Raw genomic sequence first — 17804 nt, forward strand, 5'->3', positions numbered from 1 at the left:
TCGAAATAGTCTGTCGGCCTTGCGATCAATTAGCACCGCAATTGATCGTAAGGCCGGTAATATGCCGCATCTCTCTATACCTGTAACACACGCCTCCCCGACTCACACAAGGCTCAACTTCGAAATACAAAGGAGAGCCTGCAAAATAGTACAAGCGAACAAGTTTTATCTCGGCAAAACTAACAATTTTAGAGATATAATTAATCCGCTATCATTCGAATCGCCTCAGAAAATAGCATCAGCAACAAAGGTTGTATCCATGCAAGACCAAGATCCACAATTTATTGCCAGTCAACTCTCATGCCCCAAAGGGGAGGCAGGTGTTGATATGGGCAATAAAATGAATATTCTCAACCAAATTATTACCCAGCAAACCATTGAGAAGCTATCTCCCCAACAAGCTGAATCAATCGTTGAGATCGGGCCAGGCAACGGGCTGCTCTCCCTACCGATATTAGATGCCCTTGGGGCCGATGGACATTATCTGGGCATTGAGATGTCAGAAACTATGGCCGGCGAGCTTCAAAGCGCCATAATAAATAAATCCTGCACCACAGAAGTTATTTGCGGTGATTGCCTGGAAGTTCAGCTAAAAGCTGAAAGTGTTGACGGTATTATAGGGGTTAACATCCTGTATTTTATCCAAGACTTATTGGCTTTCTTTACTCATATTATTCACTGGATCAAACCTGGAGGCCGGGTAGTCTTTTCTATTCGCTCAGATAAATCACTGAAAAAACTACCCTTTACCCAATTTGATTTTCATATACGCAACACCAGTGAAATAGAATCTCTTATGCAAAATGCCGGTTTTGATGCCATTGAATCCTACTCTTTTGATGAGCAAATGATCCCTTTTGGAGATACCCTGGTACCAGCGGATTCGGTGATCATAGCCGGGGAAAAACCCCACCCCTAAACTTACTCTAATGCGCCTAAAGAAACGCTACCGATATCCACCGAACACAGCCCCACCCGGTCTTATCTTTTCACGCCACCTTGGTGATGCAGATAAATATTCGAAGGGGCTTCAGTTTGTACCGTTAGGTCCCAGCTATAAGGTGGCAATCTTCGCCTCGCAGTTCCAGCCCAGGCCCCAGTTGTGCGATACTGCCGCCCCCAAAGAAGTCCGAAAGAAAACAGGGAAGGCCTATGACCAAATTTACACTGACTCTGGCTGCAATTGTATTGGCTGGCTGTAGCTCGGTCACCCATATCTCAGAAAAAACGGCTGGGGAAGTCAGGCAGGCGGTATCTATCCAGGTGGATGAGCAAAACCCCGGCACCCAATTCTCAGGCCCTCACTTACAGGCCACCACTGATGGCTCTGACTTTAATCTTTATTACTACAGCCTCCGCGCTTTCGAACCCGCTAGCGATGCACCCACTCGCTATCACCTCCGGGTCAATCTCACCTATCGCCAGGCATGGCGCAACTACGAATTCGCCGAGTTAAATAGTGGGCAATCCGTAGAAACCGCACCTATTGATAGGAATGTCCTACAGTGTTTCAGTCGCAGCACATGTATGCTCGAAGAAGTTCTGGATATTGCTCTTACCCAGGAACAAATACTGGCTGCGGTGCAGGAGCGGGATAAGCTCGCGCTAAAATTGAGAGCAAAGTCCGGGCACAGCTCCACTATCGAGGTTCCCGCCAGTTATCTATTGGGCTTTTACGCCGCTGTTGTTAACTACGAGGGGTAGTCCCCCTCCCTCTCACCACAATCCTTGCCTAACGGCTCTTCTGTGGCGATTTGGACGTTCCCGCCTGACAATAAGCCTGTGCCGCACTGGCCAGGCCTTCCCCCAGGGCCATCGGCGGGGTCCAGTCGAGCAGCTCTTTGGTTTTGGCGATATCAACTTGCAGTGATCCACACAAACGCTCGGCAATTGCCCCCTTCCCTATCACCTTGAGCATACTGGTCAGCAGTGATTGCGGGACCGGCAGCAGGCGGGCATTGCAGCCCAGGGCACAGGAAAGGCCGCGCAGCAGATCGGTGACCGATACATCCATATCGTCAGAGACCAGGAACACTTGATTTGCCGCATTGGGGTGAGAAATACAGACACGTACCAAGTCCACCAAATTACCCATAGACACCAAGCTTCGGCGATTGTTGATCGCCCCGAGCGGCAGCGGAACACCCCGGCTCAGCCAGCGCATCATCGATTGAAAGTTTGCCTTTACCCCCGGGCCATAGATCAGCGGTGGGCGAATAATAACCACTTCCATTCCGCTAGAGCCAGCCAGCTCAAGCAGCGCCTCTTCCGCCTCCTTCTTTGAAAGCCCATAAGGGTCAAGGGGCTCACACTGCTCATCCGCGTTAAATGGGGCCCGGTTGTCGGTGGACTCACCGTTAACCTTGATGGAACTGAGATAAATAAAGCGCCTAACTCCCGCTGAAGCCGCCTGCTGTGCCAACTTGATAGTCCCCTCGACATTCACCCGGCGGAATTCGGCCAGGGGATTAGCGGCGGTTTCCTCCATCACATGAACGCGTGCAGCGGTGTGAATCACCGTATCTATATCGACCAGTGCATCGCTCCAGTCTGTATTGCTGGACAGGTCAGTGATCTGAAAGCCCCCCTCAGTCTCGCGGCGATACACCGGCAAGACCGGATAACCGGCTTTGCGCAGCTGTGATAAGAGTGCGGTTCCGACAAAGCCACTGGCGCCGGTGAGTAATATACGTCCTTTCAAAAGAGGCCTATTTGGCAGCTGTAGAATTTTCCTTAGTTTACACGGAGCGCTTTTGCAACGCAGCTCTGTTCCCGCAAGGCATATGGCGCGCACAAAAAAACAGGGGATCGCGGCTATATGCCGCAAGAGCGCGCCCTGTTTGCGCGGGCGTTTTTGAGCCTGGCCCTGACATTCTTCAGGGCTCTCGCGTGGGGAGCCCGGGTCTCGGGCCTGCCCCAGCGCTTTTCCCAGGCTTCCCTAGCCTGCAAGCAGGCCTGTGCTTGCCGGTACTTCCAGCTCGCCTCTTCACAGGGAGGCAGTCCTTGGGGGGATTGTCGGTCACAGATCTGATGATATTTCTTGTGCGCAATCTTTTCTTGAAAGTTCTCGGCGGTAGCCCCTTCAAAGTGTCGAATCGGTGCTACTTGGGCTTCCCTATCCCCGCCAGCTGTAACTCCCCCCGGATAGAGCACCGGCAGAATTACCACATCTTGACGCAGCCCATTGATAGGCCGACGGGCATCGACAGAAGTTAAATCTCCTCCCGGAGAGGAGTACGCAAGCAACTGAGAGGAGATCGCCAATAGAAAAGTCCCTATGATTGGCAATACCCAAAACCAGCGCTCGGGCAAAAATTGTTTTGACATTACAGCCTGTAAGCTCCCAGGGATAGCTGGTTGCGGTGGCAAAACGATTTCCATGCCGCCAAGTGACAATATGGAACAGTTTAATCCGCCCCTCTGCCACTCCCCAATTCATACCGCAATAGTCAGTGACTCGACTGTGGATTACTGCACCCAGTAAGTGAGTGCAACAGGTAGAACAACAATACTCATAAGGGTCGAGATAAAAATGATACCGGATACTTTGGCCGCATCCTCGGGGCGATAAATAGAGATCCACAGATAGGTATTAATCGCACAGGGCATCAGGCACTGTAAAATCAGAACCCCGCGCATGGTACCGGTAAAGTTAAAAAAACTGGTCAGAATAAGGGCAACCAGCCCTCCGAGGATAACGTGCCCAAAGGCAAAGATTAACTCTTTCTTTATATCAGTCAGCTTAATTTGGGCAAGACTGTGCCCCAGTGTCAGTAACATTAGCGGGATCGCCATCCCCCCCAATAGATGCAGGGAAGACATAACCGCTTGTGGCAGACTTATATTGAAAATTAAAGCCACTATAGAAAAGATAACACTGTAAATAGCCGGGCTCAGGAAAATATCTCTGGCGGACCAGCGGCCGGAAGTGACCCCAGCAGCAATTACAAAGACAAATACCATGCCCACCACAACAAATGCGACCCCATACAATCCACCGGTATGCCCGAAGGCCAAAGCACATATAGCCAGGCCTATATTGCCGGTATTACTCATACTCAAACAGGAGAAGTAAGTTGGTATACTCTGCCTAAACAAAGAGAGCAGCAGCAGGGTAAACACCGCCATTAGAGAATACATCAGGGCAGCGGCCAACAGCATCCACAGGAACTTATCCAGCACAATCTTCTGACCCAGCATATGATCAAGTATCAAGGCCGGATAACCGATATGGGCCATCAATTTGGATACCATTTTAGTGTTCAGTTCTTGCTTACTGGCGGCAAATAGGTATCCAATAAGAACACAGACAAAAACAGGCACAATAACTTCAAATACGTTCCCAAATAGGGTTTTCATCGAACCTCAAACAACAAGCGGGAGTTAACAATATTCAAGTGACCGGCAAATCACCGGAGTCACTCGCCTTTTCAGCCCCGGCCTCCCCCCACTTGATCCACTTTAAATCCTCTACCAGCGTTGTATAGATCACCGGCACTAAAAATAAAGTTCCAAAAGTAGCCAGAAGTAAACCGCCAATCTGGGCGAAGCACAGGGGCCGCCAGAGAGGCCCGCCGTGAATCGCCAGGGGGACCAATGCAAAAGTCGTCGCGGCGATCGTAATCAGAATTGGACGCAGCCTTAGGATACCCGCATCGAGAAGTGCCTGGCGCAATGAATCACCAGCGGCATGGCGCACCTCAATAAAATCAAACAGAACAATAATATGACTGACAATAACCCCAATCAGGCTCACTATTCCTAAAAAGGCCATAAAGCCAAATGGCTGCCCAGTGATAAAGAGAGCGGCAAGTGCACCCACCATACCCAGAGGCACTGTGGCAAAGACAACCAGGGGTTTGATCAAACTGCTAAATTGAAATACCAGAGCGAGAAAAATCGCACTGGAGGAAACCGCCATAATCATCAACAGCTGTAAAAACCCATGCCGAGTGCTTGCCGCATCTCCAGACACCTGCAATTGATACCCCGCCGGCAGCGATTCCGCCAGCAGCTGCAACTCATCTTTAATATCCGCCATAATGTCAGCTGATATAAATTCAGCATAGGGGAATGCATAAACATTAATGGTGCGAAACTTCTCCAAGCGGTAAATTCGTTCCGTCGCAAAGCGCACAGAGGTCTCCGCTACTTGCCGTAAGGGAACATGGTTTTCGCTATCTGCGGCAAACACATATAAGTTATTTACATCCTGAAGCTGGCCGCGCTCTGCCAGGCGAAGCTGGGTTACAATGGGGATTTCCCTATCTCCCTGCCGCAGGGTATTCACCGCCGTTCCGCTCAAACCAGAGGATGAGGCCAGGGCAATATCTGCATTGGTAACACCCGACATCGCCGCCCGATCTTCGAAGACATTCATCTCTAACACCAGGCTCTTGCCTCCCCAGTTAGTGCGGGCAATCCGGGCGTAAGACGACTCCTCCACAATAGTTTTAATGGTTTGCGCATATTGGCGCAAGAGCGCAATATCCTTTGCCTCTTCCTCGGCTCCCACTGTCACACGCCCCGACACTCTTATCTCAAAGGGGTATTCAACATTGCTTGTCTGCAATTGGCGAACATCCAGCTCGGCCCCCGGAATACGCTCAGACAGCGCGCGCTGAATAATCGGTGTGAGTAGCGGCGTTAAATTTTTATCACTCAATTTAACGATAATTTGCCCGTAGTTAGGCTGTTTTTGCTGGGGATTAATCGTATACCAAAAACGCGGCGCCCCACCCCCCAGGGTTGTACTAATCCCATCGAGAATAGGTTCATCAGTGCTTTTTCGATGCTTGCGCTCATACGCCTCAATCGCTTCCCTAATCACCCCTTCGGCAGTTTTTGCCACATTATCCGTTGCATCAATACTCGCATCATTTTGCAGCCAAATATCAACATAGAAAAGGTATTGAACATCTTCGGGAAAGAATGCATTGCGCAGCTGGCTCTTTATCACAACCCCCAATACGAGCAGTCCCAGGGCGATAACAAGCACCGTCTTTCTATGACCAATAGCCCAGCCTGCCGCCCGATAGTAGCGTCCCGTCAGTCCGTATTTCCGTTTCGCCTCCAAGCTTTGCGTCTCTTGCTTAGGTGGGCGCAATATCGTATGCCCCAGAAAAGGAATAAAGGTCATTGAAACGATACGAGAAGCCACCAGGGCACAAACCATAACCACCGGAAGGCTACGTAAGAAGTCGCCCTGATTGCCGCTCAATAGTAAAAACGGTAAATAAGCAACGATATTGGTTAAAGTGGCAAAAAAAATCGCCTTAGCCAGTAAGGTCGGCCCCAACCAAGCGGCTATTGCAGCGGCTTTGCCCGCTGTCATTTGCCGCTTGATCGCATCACTGGCCACAACCGGGTCATCCACTAAAAGCCCCAGGGCTATAATCAGTGCAGCAATCGATACCTGCTGGATATCTATTGACAACAACTGCATAAACCCAAAAGTCATTGTCAGCGTTACCGGTATCGATATCATCAAAAGCAGCGCGGATCGCCAATCGGAAAATCCGATAAACGCAATAATAACCACCAAAATAACGGCTTCAATCAATGCCGCTATAAATAGGCTTACACTCTCCTGTACCTGGCGCGGCTGATCGGAAATTCGAGCGATAATTAAATCTTTAGGCAGATTAACCCTAACCCGCTGCAGAACCTCAGTAATATTCTGCCCGAGCTGTTCTATTTGCTTGCCATCCAGCATCTGCACAGAGAGATTAATACTGCGACTGCGCTGCCACTCGCCCTTTTTATCCCGGTTAACGTAGTAATTGAGCAGGGGCGGCGGCGTCTGGTAGCCCATTACAATATCGACTATTCCGCGCAAGTATACCGGGGTTCCCGCATCACTAAGGGCCACCGGCACATCCGCTATTTCTTCATAGTCGGTAAATTCACCGCTGGGCATAATAGCGACACCCAGATCATCCGCAATAATCGTGCCGCCGGGAATAGTTGTATTGCGGCTGTTGAGAACCGAGGCGATCATATCCGGCCGCAACCCATAGGAGGCCAATCTCTCCTGGGAATACAGTAATTTAACTTCCTGGGTGAGCACACCGGTTCTCAACACCCTTTTCACTGCCGGTATAGTTCTGATATTAGCGGCGATAAGATCTGAGAATTCATCCAGCTGGCGGTAGCTATATTTCGCCCCCGTAATTTTTAACAGGTGTTCACGGGTATTGGCCGGATCACGTACCACAATAGGCTCCCAGGCATCGGGAAAGAAACGCTGGGCACTTAACTTATCGGACAAGTAGCGTTTTGTTGCCGCCAACAGATCGCGACTGCTTTTATCGGAGAGAAAATCCACCCCCAAATAGCCTGCCCCATTCAAAATCTCAAAATCCGTTCCGTATCCCTCCGCTTCAAGCCAGTTGGCAAAAATCCACAGCCCCGTGGCGGAAGAGGTATTGTCCCGGGACAGTGGAAGAGCAACAACAATACTTACCCGTCCCTCACTGTTCGAGGCCTGCGCGCGAATTTCAGCAATACGCTCCCCGATATCCTCTGCCCGCAAGGTAATCTCCGTTGGCCCCGCCCGAGGGCTAGCCACACTGAGCAGGATTGCCGCCGTATCGCCAAACTCTGAATTCAGTGAAATTTCACTGGCACCAGAGGGGAGTTGCTGCTGTGCCTCAATCAATTTCAGGTTGAGATCGTTAAACGCTTTGGTCGCATCGGTTTTGGGTGCCAGTTGTACTTGCACCATAGACACGCCATTTAGTGTGAGGGATTTTATTGCGAAGGTTCTTGAATCCGGCTCATGGAGATATTCACTTTGAGCAATAGCCTCCTCCACTTTCCGTGTAACCAGTTCCTCGACCCTTATAGCCGGTTGCCCCGGCCAATAAGTTGTCGCTACCGCGATACGCACAGGAATATTGGGGTCTTTACTTTTCGGCATAAACAGATAAGCCACTAGCCCCCATATCAGGGTAGTGATTAGCAGGGCCGCAGAAATACTGGGATTATCGACAAAGAAACGCGCGGCATTAAAGCGGTGATAGGTTTCCACCGCAGCAAGGTCAGCCTGTTTTTTTTCCTGCCGATGCGCCATTCCCTAGCCCTCAAGGCACGACAATTATGGCTTGCCCGTCTCTAAGCTGGGCCGCCCCCGTAGAGACAACCCGCTCGCCCTCATTTAAGCCCTGGAGAATGGCAATATCATTGCCCAGTACCTGCCCGGGGTGAACCTGTCTTATTTTCGCCCGTAAAGTCTCCCCGTCTCGCACCAATACAAATACGGCAAAACCCTCTGGGTTGCCTGGAAGCGCGACGAGACAGGAAAGCGGGATGATCACCCTATTCACTGGAGCCGGTATTTTATCCAGAGCCAGTGATGCAATCATACCCACCCGTAGATGAGCCTGGGGATTATCTACGGTGACGGTAATTGCAAACACTCTAGTGCGGGAATCCGCCATAGGTGAAACTTCCGTGACCATGCCTTTAAATACTTGCTCCGGCAAAGATTCGGTGCGCAGTGACACCACACTGCCAAGGGGCACATAACTCAGCACCAAATCAGGCACTGAAAACACAACCTTTACCCGAGTGATATCGGCGACAACATAGCCCACTGTTTGCCCGTGAACCAGGCTGCCCACTTCAATATTGCGCTGTAGAATAATTCCGCTAAGGGGCGAGCGCAGCACCGTATCCCGCAGCTCCTCCTCCGCTCGATCCAAATGCGCTTTAGTGCCCACCACTGCCGCCCGGGCAATTTCATACTCCTCCCTGGCAGAGTCGTATTCCGGCGCGGTAATACTGGCAGAGCTAAAAAGTGCGCTGGCCCGCTGGTAATCCAGGTCGGCCTTGCGCCGCTCTGCCTCGGCTTTACTCACATTTGCCGCCGCTTCAGCGACGCGATCCCGGTACTGCTCATCATCAATCTTCGCCAGCACCTCATGGCGCTTTACATAATCCCCCCCTTGCAGCAGGCGGGTTTGCCCCAGTGCCGCACGAGTGGGGATCGCACGCACATAACCCTCTGTACGAAATGCCACCTCCACCTGGGTGTAGGGATTGACGACTGCGGAATAGAGAAAGCTCGCCGCAGCCGTTTGTGAGTGGGCAATAAACACTTTGACCGGGGTAGGCATTTTTTCCGGTGGCTGGCGGCCACAAGCGCCGCTAACCAACAGTACCGCGATCAGGCAAAGGCGGATACTGCCCATTGATCACACCTCCCCCACTGACCTTTCATATTCAGCCAGGGCCCGCCACACGGAAAGGATGGCGCGGTTATAATCGCTATTAGCATGAAAAAGCTGCTTTTCCGCCTCCAAAACTGCGCTCAAAACGGCGGCTTGCTCGCGGTAACGATTGGTCATTACCCGCACCTTCTCTCGATAAGCGCTCTGTAATTGCCGGGCAACCCCGACAGACGCCTGAGCAGTGCGTATATGGCGCAGGCTATCGCGCACTTCTATCGCTATGCGCTGGCGAACCTCTTGTGACTTTTTTTCCGCTTCAACAATTTTATTGGCACGGCTGGACAACTCATCCCGTTTTCGCCCCCAATCAAAAAACTCCCAGCGCATCTCCAGGGAAATATAAGCTTCCGCATCGGGGATCAATTTCACATCGTAGAGTTTTAGGTACTCAATATTTAAGGCGACATCGGGAATATACTCGGACTGCTTAACCTCATAGCTGTATTCCGCCTTCTCAACCGACAGCTCCGATGCGGCGAGGTCCGGACGCTGTGCAAAGGCGAGCCCCAGTGAAGCGTCTACATCAAAGGTTAAAGGATGGGGAGCCGGTAGACTTTGAATATTGAAAGGCGTTTCGATATCCCGATCCATCAGCGCATTGAGGCGCTCTTTCGCCGTCGCCATCTGATCGACAAGCCGCTGACGCTCCAGCTCACGCTGTGCCAGGCGCGCCCGCACATCCAAAACCTCATACTCAAGAGCAACTTGCTGTGCTACGTAGTTCCCGACAAGCTCACTGAGGGAGGAGAGGAAGACAATGGCTTCATCCACAGCCTGTATATCACCGAGGATTCGGTCTATTTCAAAATATTGAACCTTAGCGAGGTAGCCGACATCCTGCTGCGCCAGGCGAACCTTTGTCGCCGCCATCTCTCTGTCCACACCCCCTTCACCAATCTCAAGCGCCAAGGTGTACAACTGTGTGATGGGCTGGGTGGCGCTGAGGGAAAACGCCTTGCTCACGCCCTCCTTAGCGGTGATCTGTATATCCTCGGGCGGTATGGGCCCAACCGGGGAACTCTGTACCCAGACACCGCGATCAAAGGTATATCGCTGTCGCGTCAGGTTATCGGCGATACCCGCTGCCATTTCCAGGCGGGGATAGCGCCTTGTCTTTAATGCCTCGACGTCATCCGCAGCCTCATTGACTTCAAGTGCCGCCGTCTGAACCCGCAAGTTGGCGGTCACCGCCAAGTCGATGGCATCCTCCAGGGGCAATACCGGCGCACCGGCATAACCCCAGGCTCCGCCGCCAACCAGCAGTATTGCAAGCACACACTCGAACAACGATCACCTCTATTTACAGCGGGAATTGAATAAGGGGCCCAGGGTAGTCTCATCCTGTCCCAAGGGCTGTCGGCACGATTTGCACAATGCACCAGCGGCGCCGTTAAATTTTCTCACTACCCCAATAAATTTGGGATTCAGTAAGTATATCTATTGGCAGCCTCGAACCGGGCTGCCGAACCCAGCCTGGCGGCTATCCGCTTACCCCAGGCATTAATCGGCCAAGAACCCTATTTCTATTGGTAATAACTTGATATATTTTTATTCCATCAATGCGAGCCCCACAGTGCGCAGTCAAAAATACCCTTCCTTTTGGAATATTCCATCTCACCACAATATCCCTCTACAAAACTATCTAGACGCCATAAAGAAGCACTGCCTGTCGCCATCCTTTGACTAGGCTAGTAAATGGCGGCGATCAAAACCGTGCCCCTTCGGTTCTGTGGATAATCCTATGGCGGTAAAGTTTCTACCTCTATTCGTTCTCGCAATTTGCATTATCGTCGTAGCAGGGGCACTGAGCTTGCTGGTTTATTTTGACCTGGACAGCCAAATTATTGCGTTGATGCAGTGGCTCAACGAGCGCGGCTGGCAAACGAGTTTGCTGTTTATTTTTATTGTGGCCGCCGCAATCATTTTTTTACTGCCGGGTGTCATTTTTACTATGGGCGCGGGATTTGTATTTGGAGTAATAAAAGGCACCCTGCTGGTGATTGCCGGCACCGTACTCGGCGCCACTCTGGCATTTCTTATCGCCCGCTATCTCCTCGGCGAGAGGGCCTCCCAGTGGATAATGTCACATATCAAACCCGCAACAGTCGGCGAAGTGATTCGGCGCGAGGGCTGGCAAATGATTATGCTGACCCGCCTGGTCCCCCTATTCCCCTTCAAACTGTCGAACTATTTCTTTGGACTCACCCCCGTTCGACTGCGGGACTTTGTGATCGGCAATGCACTCGGAATTATCCCCCTCACCTTGCACAACGTGTATATCGGCTCCATCGCCGCAGACCTCACCTCGCTGGGCAAAGTGGAGGAGCGCACCCCCATGCAGTGGGGATTTTATGTTGCCGGCTTTGCCCTGGCCGTCATCGCACTTATCGGGCTCACCCGCATGGCTCGCCGTGCACTGAAAAGAATTATTAGAGAAGAGGATCTCTGATGCCTTGGATGAAATGGCTGCCTTGGCGCTTCTTCGTGCGCCGCTTTGCCACCGCTCACGGTTTCCTTGACCCGCTCACCTTAATGGCGCACCTCCAGCGCTTTGCCGAACCCTCGGAGGTGAGTGAACCCATTGAACTGCTGCGAGCCGGTGCGGTATTTCACGCCCGGGCCCTGATTAACAGCAAGGTGATCCAGCACAACCTGGACTGGGTGTGGCCCTACTGGATTCAGCGCCAATTCGATCCCCGCGACAAGTCCTTTATCCCCCGGGCCTTTTCCATTAGCCACTGCAACCTGAGCCATCGCAACTGGACTGCGGTTGGCATACCGGACTGTGAGGCCCTGCCGATCGTCGACCCGCGAGGCTTGCTCACCCCCCACTACGATGGCTGGTCTATCGATACCTGGGTGATCAGTGATAGCGGCGAAGAGCTGATGCCCTCCACGCTCAGCTTCTGTAGCCAGCACCAGGAGCTGGGGGACAATATTGCAATAGTGACTGAATCCCACCGCCGGGGGCTCAAGCTGCGCAACAGAGCTGCGGCCAGCCTGCTTCAGGGCCAGCCGCGCTGTGTACTGGAACTCAATGCCCAATGCCCGGGGGGCGGCTGGTTGATGGTGGTATTGCGTCCCTGTAACCCCGAGGGCGTCAGTTTCGTACACAAGGTTCGCCTGAGCGATAGCGGGCGCAGCTGGCTTGTGGAGGACAAAGCGGCGGTGGAATTTAGCCAGCCGGTAGATAAACACCTGGCCTCCAATTACAAAGGCGGCGATATCTACCTACACCTGCGGGACAAAGAGGGCCACCGCGAGGGGCTGTGCGATATCGGCATGGCCTCCGCTGCTGCCATGTTCCGCATTGAAGACCGCAAACCCTACAAAATTGAAGTTGCCGTTCCCCTGGCTGAGGAGGGTGTTGGCAACCCCCAGTGCTGGGAAAACGCGCTGGAAGGTCACTGCGCCCTCACCGTGCCCGACGAAAAATTCCAGTTTCTCTACGACTCGGCAATACGCACCCTGATCCTCCACTCCCCCAAAGATGTCTATCCGGGGCCCTACACCTACAAGCGCTTCTGGTTTCGGGATGCGGCATTTATGATTCAGTCGCTATTGTTTGCCGGGCTGACCAAGCGCGCCGAGAGAGCTCTGGAGCAATTTCCCCACCGGCAAAAACGGGATGGTTTCTTCCACTCCCAGGACGGCGAATGGGACTCCAATGGCGAAGCCCTGTGGATTTTCAATCTCTACTGCGAATTAACCGGCAAGCCCCTAAAGCAGAGCTGGTGTGAACCTGTCGTTAAAGGGGCCAAGTGGATTGTCGGCAAGCGCCTGCCGAAAGATGGCAGCCTCTGTGGCGGACTGCTGCCCGCCGGGTTTAGCGCGGAACACTTGGGTCCCAATGACTGCTACTACTGGGACGACTTCTGGGGGGTCGCCGGACTCCAGAGCGCCGCCAGTATTTGCACGCGCGAGGGAATGGAAGACAGCGCCCACCGCTTCAATAGTGCGGCCCGTGACTTCCAACGCACCATTGACCAGAGTCTACAGGGCGCTTGCGAACGCCTGGGCCGCCCAGCTATGCCCGCCTCGCCAAACCGGCGCCTGGACGCCGGCGCCATTGGATCAATCGCCGCCGGTTATCCTCTGCAACTGTACCCCCCCGAGGATTCGCGACTGATAGACTTGGCCGAATATCTAATGGAAGCCTGTTTTGTCAGCGGCGGCTTTTTCCAGGATATGATCCACTCCGGCATTAACGCCTACCTCACCCTCCATATTGCCCAGGTACTGCTGCGCGCCGGAGATTCCCGCTGTATTGATCTGATGCGCAGTGTGGCGGAACTGGCCTCGCCAACCGGGCAGTGGCCGGAGGCCATCCACCCCCACTCCTTCGGCGGGTGTATGGGAGACGGGCAACACGCCTGGGCCGCAGCCGAGTGGGTGGCGATGCAGCGCAATTGCTTTGTCCGCGAAGAGCAGGACGCCCTGGTACTGATCTCGGGGCTGCCCCCGGAGTGGCTCAAGGAGGGCGACAACCCCCAACCCATCCGCTTTGGCCCCGCACCTACCCGATTTGGGTTGATCACGCTGGAAATTGAACCGGGCCCCAGCCCCAAGGTCTCCTGGGCCGCCGATTGGCACGGCAAGCCCCCGGCGATTGCGATCAAAGCGTTCGGCTTCCGCGCTGTACTCGTTTCAGACGGCACTCAGAGCGTGGAGTTGAGTCCCCAGTGAATATCGCAATGTTCACCAATACCTACCTGCCTCACGTGGGCGGCGTTGCGCACTCCGTGGCGGCCTTTAGCGAGGAGTATCGAAAACGCGGGCACCAGGTTCTGGTTATCGCACCTGAATTCGCACAAAAGTCCGAGAATGAAGAGCATGTTCTACGGATTCACTCAATCCAGAATTTTAATGGCACCGATTTTTCTATGGCGCTGCCATTCTCCGGGGTTTTGACGGATGCGCTGGATAAATTCCGCCCGGATATCATTCATGCGCATCACCCTTTTCTTTTAGGGCTGAGCGCCCTGCGAACGGCACGGGAGCGCGAACTGCCCCTGGTTTTTACCCATCACACACTGTACGAACACTATACCCACAACCTGGTGGGAGACTCGGCGGCGCTAAAGCGTTTTGTCGTCGAGGTGGCGACACACTACGCCAATAAAGCGACCCTGGTACTGGCGCCCAGCCTGAGTATTGTAAAGCTGTTGCGGGAGCGGGGGGTGTACACCCCCATCGCCGAAGTGCCAACCGGTGTGCACTCGGAGCAATATGCCCGGGGCTGCGGCAGGCGAGTCCGGCAACAGCTAAAAATTCCCGCATCCGCCTTCCTGTTGGGACATCTGGGGCGATTTGGAAAAGAGAAAAACCTGATTTTCCTGTGCCAGTGTGTCGCCGCCTTTTTACGGGAAAATCCCGGCGCACATTTTCTGCTCGCCGGCAGCGGGCCCATGGAAAATCAGCTTCGACAATTCTTTATCGACAAAAACTTGATGACGCGGGTACATATGCCGGGAAAAGTCATCGGCGATGCGCGCCGGGATGTTTACAGTGCAATGAACATCTTCCTATTTACCTCCACAACTGAAACTCAGGGGTTGGTACTCTCGGAAGCCATGGCCTCTGGTGTACCGGTGATCGCCCTGGATGCCAATGGCTCCAGGGATATGTTGAGACCGGGTATCAACGGCCGCCTTATTGCCAAACAGACCACCCACGATTTTGTCGATGCCATACGCTGGTTTTATAAACTCCCCAGCCAGCGCCGCCAAATGCTTATTAAAGCGGCCAGAACAACCGCTCGAGATTTCTCCATGCAGAGCTGCGCCCAGCGTGCACTGGACCTCTACCAACCCCTCGTCCACAACCACTGGCCGCTAGATAATTCGATTTATGCCCGCTGTATGCGCACCGGAAAGTTGATTAGCACCCAGTGGGAAATTTTTGCCAGTGTCACCGAAGCCGCCGGCGTCGCCATAAGTCGACCCACAAAGCGCTGATCCAGCAGTAATGTTAAGCCGTATTGGACTCTCAATCAGACGCTGGCGCCGCCGCTTAAGCCGCAGCGAGTGGATCACTCGTCTACTCGGCCTATCCACCAGCCCGCAGAGCCCCCACGCCCCCGGCCTGATTTTGATTCAAATAGACGGGTTGGCCCACCCAGAGCTGTTAAAAGCCCTGGCGCGGGGGCGAATGCCATTTTTAAAGCGCCTGATCAGAAAAGAACACTACCGCCTGGAACATATGTACCCCGGGGTGCCTTCAACAACCCCAGCGGTACAGGCAGAGCTCTTTTACGGTGTCCGCCAGGCCGTGCCCTCTTTTGGTTTTCTCGTTCACGAAACCCAAAAGCTCGGGCGCATGTACGACCCGGAAGTGGCCGCGCTGGTAGAAAAAAGAATTAACACACAAGATCGCGATCCACTTTTAACCGGCGGCAGTTGTTATCTCAGTTTATTTAAGGCCGGTACCAAGACTGGCGAGGCCCACTTCTGCCCGGCAGACCAGGGCTGGGGCCCGGCCCTGCGCAAAGCCAGCCCCCTGGCAATCGCCATTTTGATTGTCACCAACCTCTGGAGCCTGGTGCGCACCAGCGCACTAATTATTCTCGAACTGCTGCTCTCTATCGCCGATTGTATTCGCGGAATTATCGCCGGGCAGAACCCACTCAAAGAATTGCTGTTTATTCCAACGCGGGTCGCCGTCACCATTCTTACCCGAGAGCTGTGTACCATGGGGGTGAAAGTCGATATCACCCGCGGCCTGCCGATTATTTATATCAACCTGCTCGGTTACGATGAGCAGTCCCACCGGCGCGGGCCCAAATCGGCATTTGCCCACTGGGTATTAAAGGGAATAGACAGTGCAATAGCCAAAATCTGGAAAGCCGCACACACTTCAGAGCGGCGCCATTACGATGTATGGATTTTCTCAGACCACGGCCAGGAACAAACCCAAGCCTACGAGGAGCTAAATGGGCGCAGTCTGGGTGACGCCCTTTCTGAAGCGCTCTCCAGCCTGCCCTCCGCGCCACAAATCAAACCTGCGGCCCCCGCCAAAAAAGTCCGCTTCGAAAGAGCCCGCCTGTTTGGCAGTGAATGGATGGACAAAAGCAATATTGAACAGGCATCCAAGCAAGAGGGCGACAAAGCCCCAACTGCCCTGGTCGCCCTGGGGCCCATCGCCATGCTGTACAACATCGACCTGGGGGGCGCAAATCGCGCCGATGTTGCAAGAATGATCGTAGAGCAGGCCAAGGTGCCCTTGGTGCTCTACCTGCAAGACCCCAAATCACCGGCGTCATCGCCGGTACACGGCTGGTGGAGAGAGGGGCCTATCGCGCTCCCGAAGGACGGCCGCAAACTGATGGGGAATGAACACCCCTACCCGGACCAGGCCGCAGAGGATATGGCCAACCTGTGCCGACACCCGGATTCCGGGGATTTTATGATGTACGGCTGGTGTACAGGTCTGCCGCAACCGATCACCTTTGCCATGGAAAATGGCAGTCACGGCGGCTCCGGGCCCAACGAAACCCACGCCTTCACCCTGATGCCAGAGGATATCCAGCCCCCGGACCCCAGCCTCGGCTACTGGCGCCCCCAGGACCTCCGCACCGCCGCCCGAGCCTACCTCAGGGGCGCCCCCCCAAAGAGGATGGATACCCACAGAGCACCGCAGAAGGTGCTGCGCATCATGACTTACAACGTACACAGCTGCCGGGGACTCGACGGTAAACTGTCACCCCAGCGCATCGCCCGGGTGATCGCCCGCTACCACCCGGATATCGTCGCCCTGCAAGAACTGGACGTGATGCGCAAGCGCAGCGGCGGCCTCGACCAGGCAGAGAGATTGGCGCGCCTACTGACCATGGACCTTCACTTCCAGCCCACAATCAATATCAAGGAGGAACGCTATGGCGACGCCATCCTTACCCACCTCCCGGCCCGCCTGATTAAAAAAGGCATACTGCCCGGTCCGCCTGCGGGCAAAGGGAGACTGTTCAACCCCGCCGCCGACGAACCGCGCGGCGCGGTATGGATAGAGATCGAAGCGAATGGTCGGCCTGTCCAAATCATCAATACCCATCTGGGTCTATCCCGCACAGAGCGCCTGCGCCAGGTCGATGCCCTGCTCGGCCCCGAATGGCTCAGCAACCCCCGCTGCACCGGAGAGCGAGTGCTACTGGGAGACTTCAACGCACTGCCAAATTCCGCCGAGTGCAAACGTCTGGGAGGCTACCTCCGCGACGCCCAGGAACAGGCGCCCCACCACACACCCAAAGGGACCTTTCTGAAAGTGCGTATCGACCATATTTTCTTGAGTGCGGGGCTCAAGGTGAAAAAGGTACTGGTGCCAAAAACCTCTCTAACCCGCCAGGCCTCAGACCATCTGCCACTGATCGTAGATATCGAGATTCCCCCCAGGGTGGATAAATAAGCTCCCTTGGACGCCTGGTCAGCGCCGCTCCTCCCCGCACAACAGCCCTTGAAAAATGCCCCACAGCCCTCACAATAAGCGGAGGATATTTTACTAAACCCTTTAAAAACATAGGGTTTTTGTAAATTCATAGACACTGGCAGACGGATACTAAAAGGGTTTCCCCGACTTGAA

At 53.8% G+C, this 17804-nt stretch carries 12 protein-coding genes; 6 read left to right on the forward strand and 6 right to left on the reverse strand.

The window, feature by feature from the left end; all coding sequences use genetic code 11:
• Positions 1 to 61 precede the first annotated feature (61 nt).
• Positions 62 to 919, forward strand: coding sequence for a class I SAM-dependent methyltransferase (locus tag ACJJIF_RS06150; protein WP_444931357.1), 858 nt, complete (start codon positions 62 to 64; stop codon positions 917 to 919).
• A 233-nt stretch (positions 920 to 1152) separates the two neighbouring features.
• Positions 1153 to 1704 (forward strand): hypothetical protein, encoded by a 552-nt coding sequence (locus ACJJIF_RS06155; protein WP_444931358.1) that lies wholly within the window; start codon positions 1153 to 1155, stop codon positions 1702 to 1704.
• A 28-nt stretch (positions 1705 to 1732) separates the two neighbouring features.
• Here ACJJIF_RS06155 and ACJJIF_RS06160 read toward each other — a convergent pair whose 3' ends face one another.
• The 6 genes from ACJJIF_RS06160 to ACJJIF_RS06185 form a co-directional block, all read right to left on the reverse strand.
• Positions 1733 to 2701, reverse strand: coding sequence for a UDP-glucose 4-epimerase family protein (locus ACJJIF_RS06160; protein ID WP_444931359.1), 969 nt, complete (start codon positions 2699 to 2701; stop codon positions 1733 to 1735).
• 113 nt (positions 2702 to 2814) lie between these two features.
• On the reverse strand, positions 2815 to 3327 hold the full coding sequence (locus ACJJIF_RS06165) for a hypothetical protein (protein WP_444931360.1): 513 nt from the start codon (positions 3325 to 3327) through the stop codon (positions 2815 to 2817).
• 141 nt (positions 3328 to 3468) lie between these two features.
• Positions 3469 to 4359 carry an AEC family transporter gene (locus ACJJIF_RS06170; protein ID WP_444931361.1) on the reverse strand — a complete coding sequence of 297 codons (891 nt, stop codon included), beginning with the start codon at positions 4357 to 4359 and terminating at the stop codon, positions 3469 to 3471.
• 34 nt (positions 4360 to 4393) lie between these two features.
• Positions 4394 to 8074 (reverse strand): efflux RND transporter permease subunit, encoded by a 3681-nt coding sequence (locus ACJJIF_RS06175; RefSeq protein WP_444931362.1) that lies wholly within the window; start codon positions 8072 to 8074, stop codon positions 4394 to 4396.
• A gap of 10 nt (positions 8075 to 8084) precedes the next feature.
• Positions 8085 to 9194 carry an efflux RND transporter periplasmic adaptor subunit gene (locus ACJJIF_RS06180; protein WP_444931363.1) on the reverse strand — a complete coding sequence of 370 codons (1110 nt, stop codon included), beginning with the start codon at positions 9192 to 9194 and terminating at the stop codon, positions 8085 to 8087.
• 3 nt (positions 9195 to 9197) lie between these two features.
• Entirely contained in the window at positions 9198 to 10508 is a 1311-nt protein-coding gene (locus ACJJIF_RS06185) for a TolC family protein (protein WP_444931364.1), read from the reverse strand.
• A 466-nt stretch (positions 10509 to 10974) separates the two neighbouring features.
• Between ACJJIF_RS06185 and ACJJIF_RS06190 the strand changes: the two genes are divergently transcribed.
• The 4 genes from ACJJIF_RS06190 to ACJJIF_RS06205 are packed head-to-tail and all read left to right on the forward strand — an operon-like array spanning position 10975 to position 17630.
• A complete protein-coding gene (locus ACJJIF_RS06190; RefSeq protein WP_444931365.1) occupies positions 10975 to 11682 on the forward strand; it encodes a TVP38/TMEM64 family protein in 708 nt (235 codons plus the stop codon).
• Positions 11682 to 13919: a glucosidase family protein gene (locus tag ACJJIF_RS06195; protein ID WP_444931366.1), complete on the forward strand. Its 2238-nt coding sequence runs from the start codon at positions 11682 to 11684 to the stop codon at positions 13917 to 13919. The genes ACJJIF_RS06190 and ACJJIF_RS06195 overlap by 1 nt, the downstream gene beginning before the upstream one ends.
• Positions 13916 to 15190 carry a glycosyltransferase gene (locus ACJJIF_RS06200; protein ID WP_444931367.1) on the forward strand — a complete coding sequence of 425 codons (1275 nt, stop codon included), beginning with the start codon at positions 13916 to 13918 and terminating at the stop codon, positions 15188 to 15190. Before ACJJIF_RS06195 ends, ACJJIF_RS06200 begins: the two co-directional genes overlap by 4 nt.
• A 10-nt stretch (positions 15191 to 15200) precedes the next feature.
• Positions 15201 to 17630, forward strand: a complete 2430-nt coding sequence (locus tag ACJJIF_RS06205; RefSeq protein WP_444931368.1) for an endonuclease/exonuclease/phosphatase family protein — start codon at positions 15201 to 15203, stop codon at positions 17628 to 17630.
• Positions 17631 to 17804 lie beyond the last annotated feature (174 nt).

This window comes from Microbulbifer regidiadema (SeqCode), assembly GCF_052467605.1.

Bases quoted from the DNA above. Each gene is read 5' to 3' on its own strand.
- ACJJIF_RS06150 (WP_444931357.1), top strand. From the start codon at position 62: ATGCCGCATCTCTCTATACCTGTAACACACGCCTCCCCGACTCACACA.
- ACJJIF_RS06155 (WP_444931358.1), top strand. From the start codon at position 1,153: ATGACCAAATTTACACTGACTCTGGCTGCAATTGTATTGGCTGGCTGT.
- ACJJIF_RS06165 (WP_444931360.1), bottom strand. From the start codon at position 3,327: ATGTCAAAACAATTTTTGCCCGAGCGCTGGTTTTGGGTATTGCCAATC.
- ACJJIF_RS06170 (WP_444931361.1), bottom strand. From the start codon at position 4,359: ATGAAAACCCTATTTGGGAACGTATTTGAAGTTATTGTGCCTGTTTTT.
- ACJJIF_RS06175 (WP_444931362.1), bottom strand. From the start codon at position 8,074: ATGGCGCATCGGCAGGAAAAAAAACAGGCTGACCTTGCTGCGGTGGAA.
- ACJJIF_RS06180 (WP_444931363.1), bottom strand. From the start codon at position 9,194: ATGGGCAGTATCCGCCTTTGCCTGATCGCGGTACTGTTGGTTAGCGGC.
- ACJJIF_RS06190 (WP_444931365.1), top strand. From the start codon at position 10,975: ATGGCGGTAAAGTTTCTACCTCTATTCGTTCTCGCAATTTGCATTATC.
- ACJJIF_RS06195 (WP_444931366.1), top strand. From the start codon at position 11,682: ATGCCTTGGATGAAATGGCTGCCTTGGCGCTTCTTCGTGCGCCGCTTT.
- ACJJIF_RS06205 (WP_444931368.1), top strand. From the start codon at position 15,201: ATGTTAAGCCGTATTGGACTCTCAATCAGACGCTGGCGCCGCCGCTTA.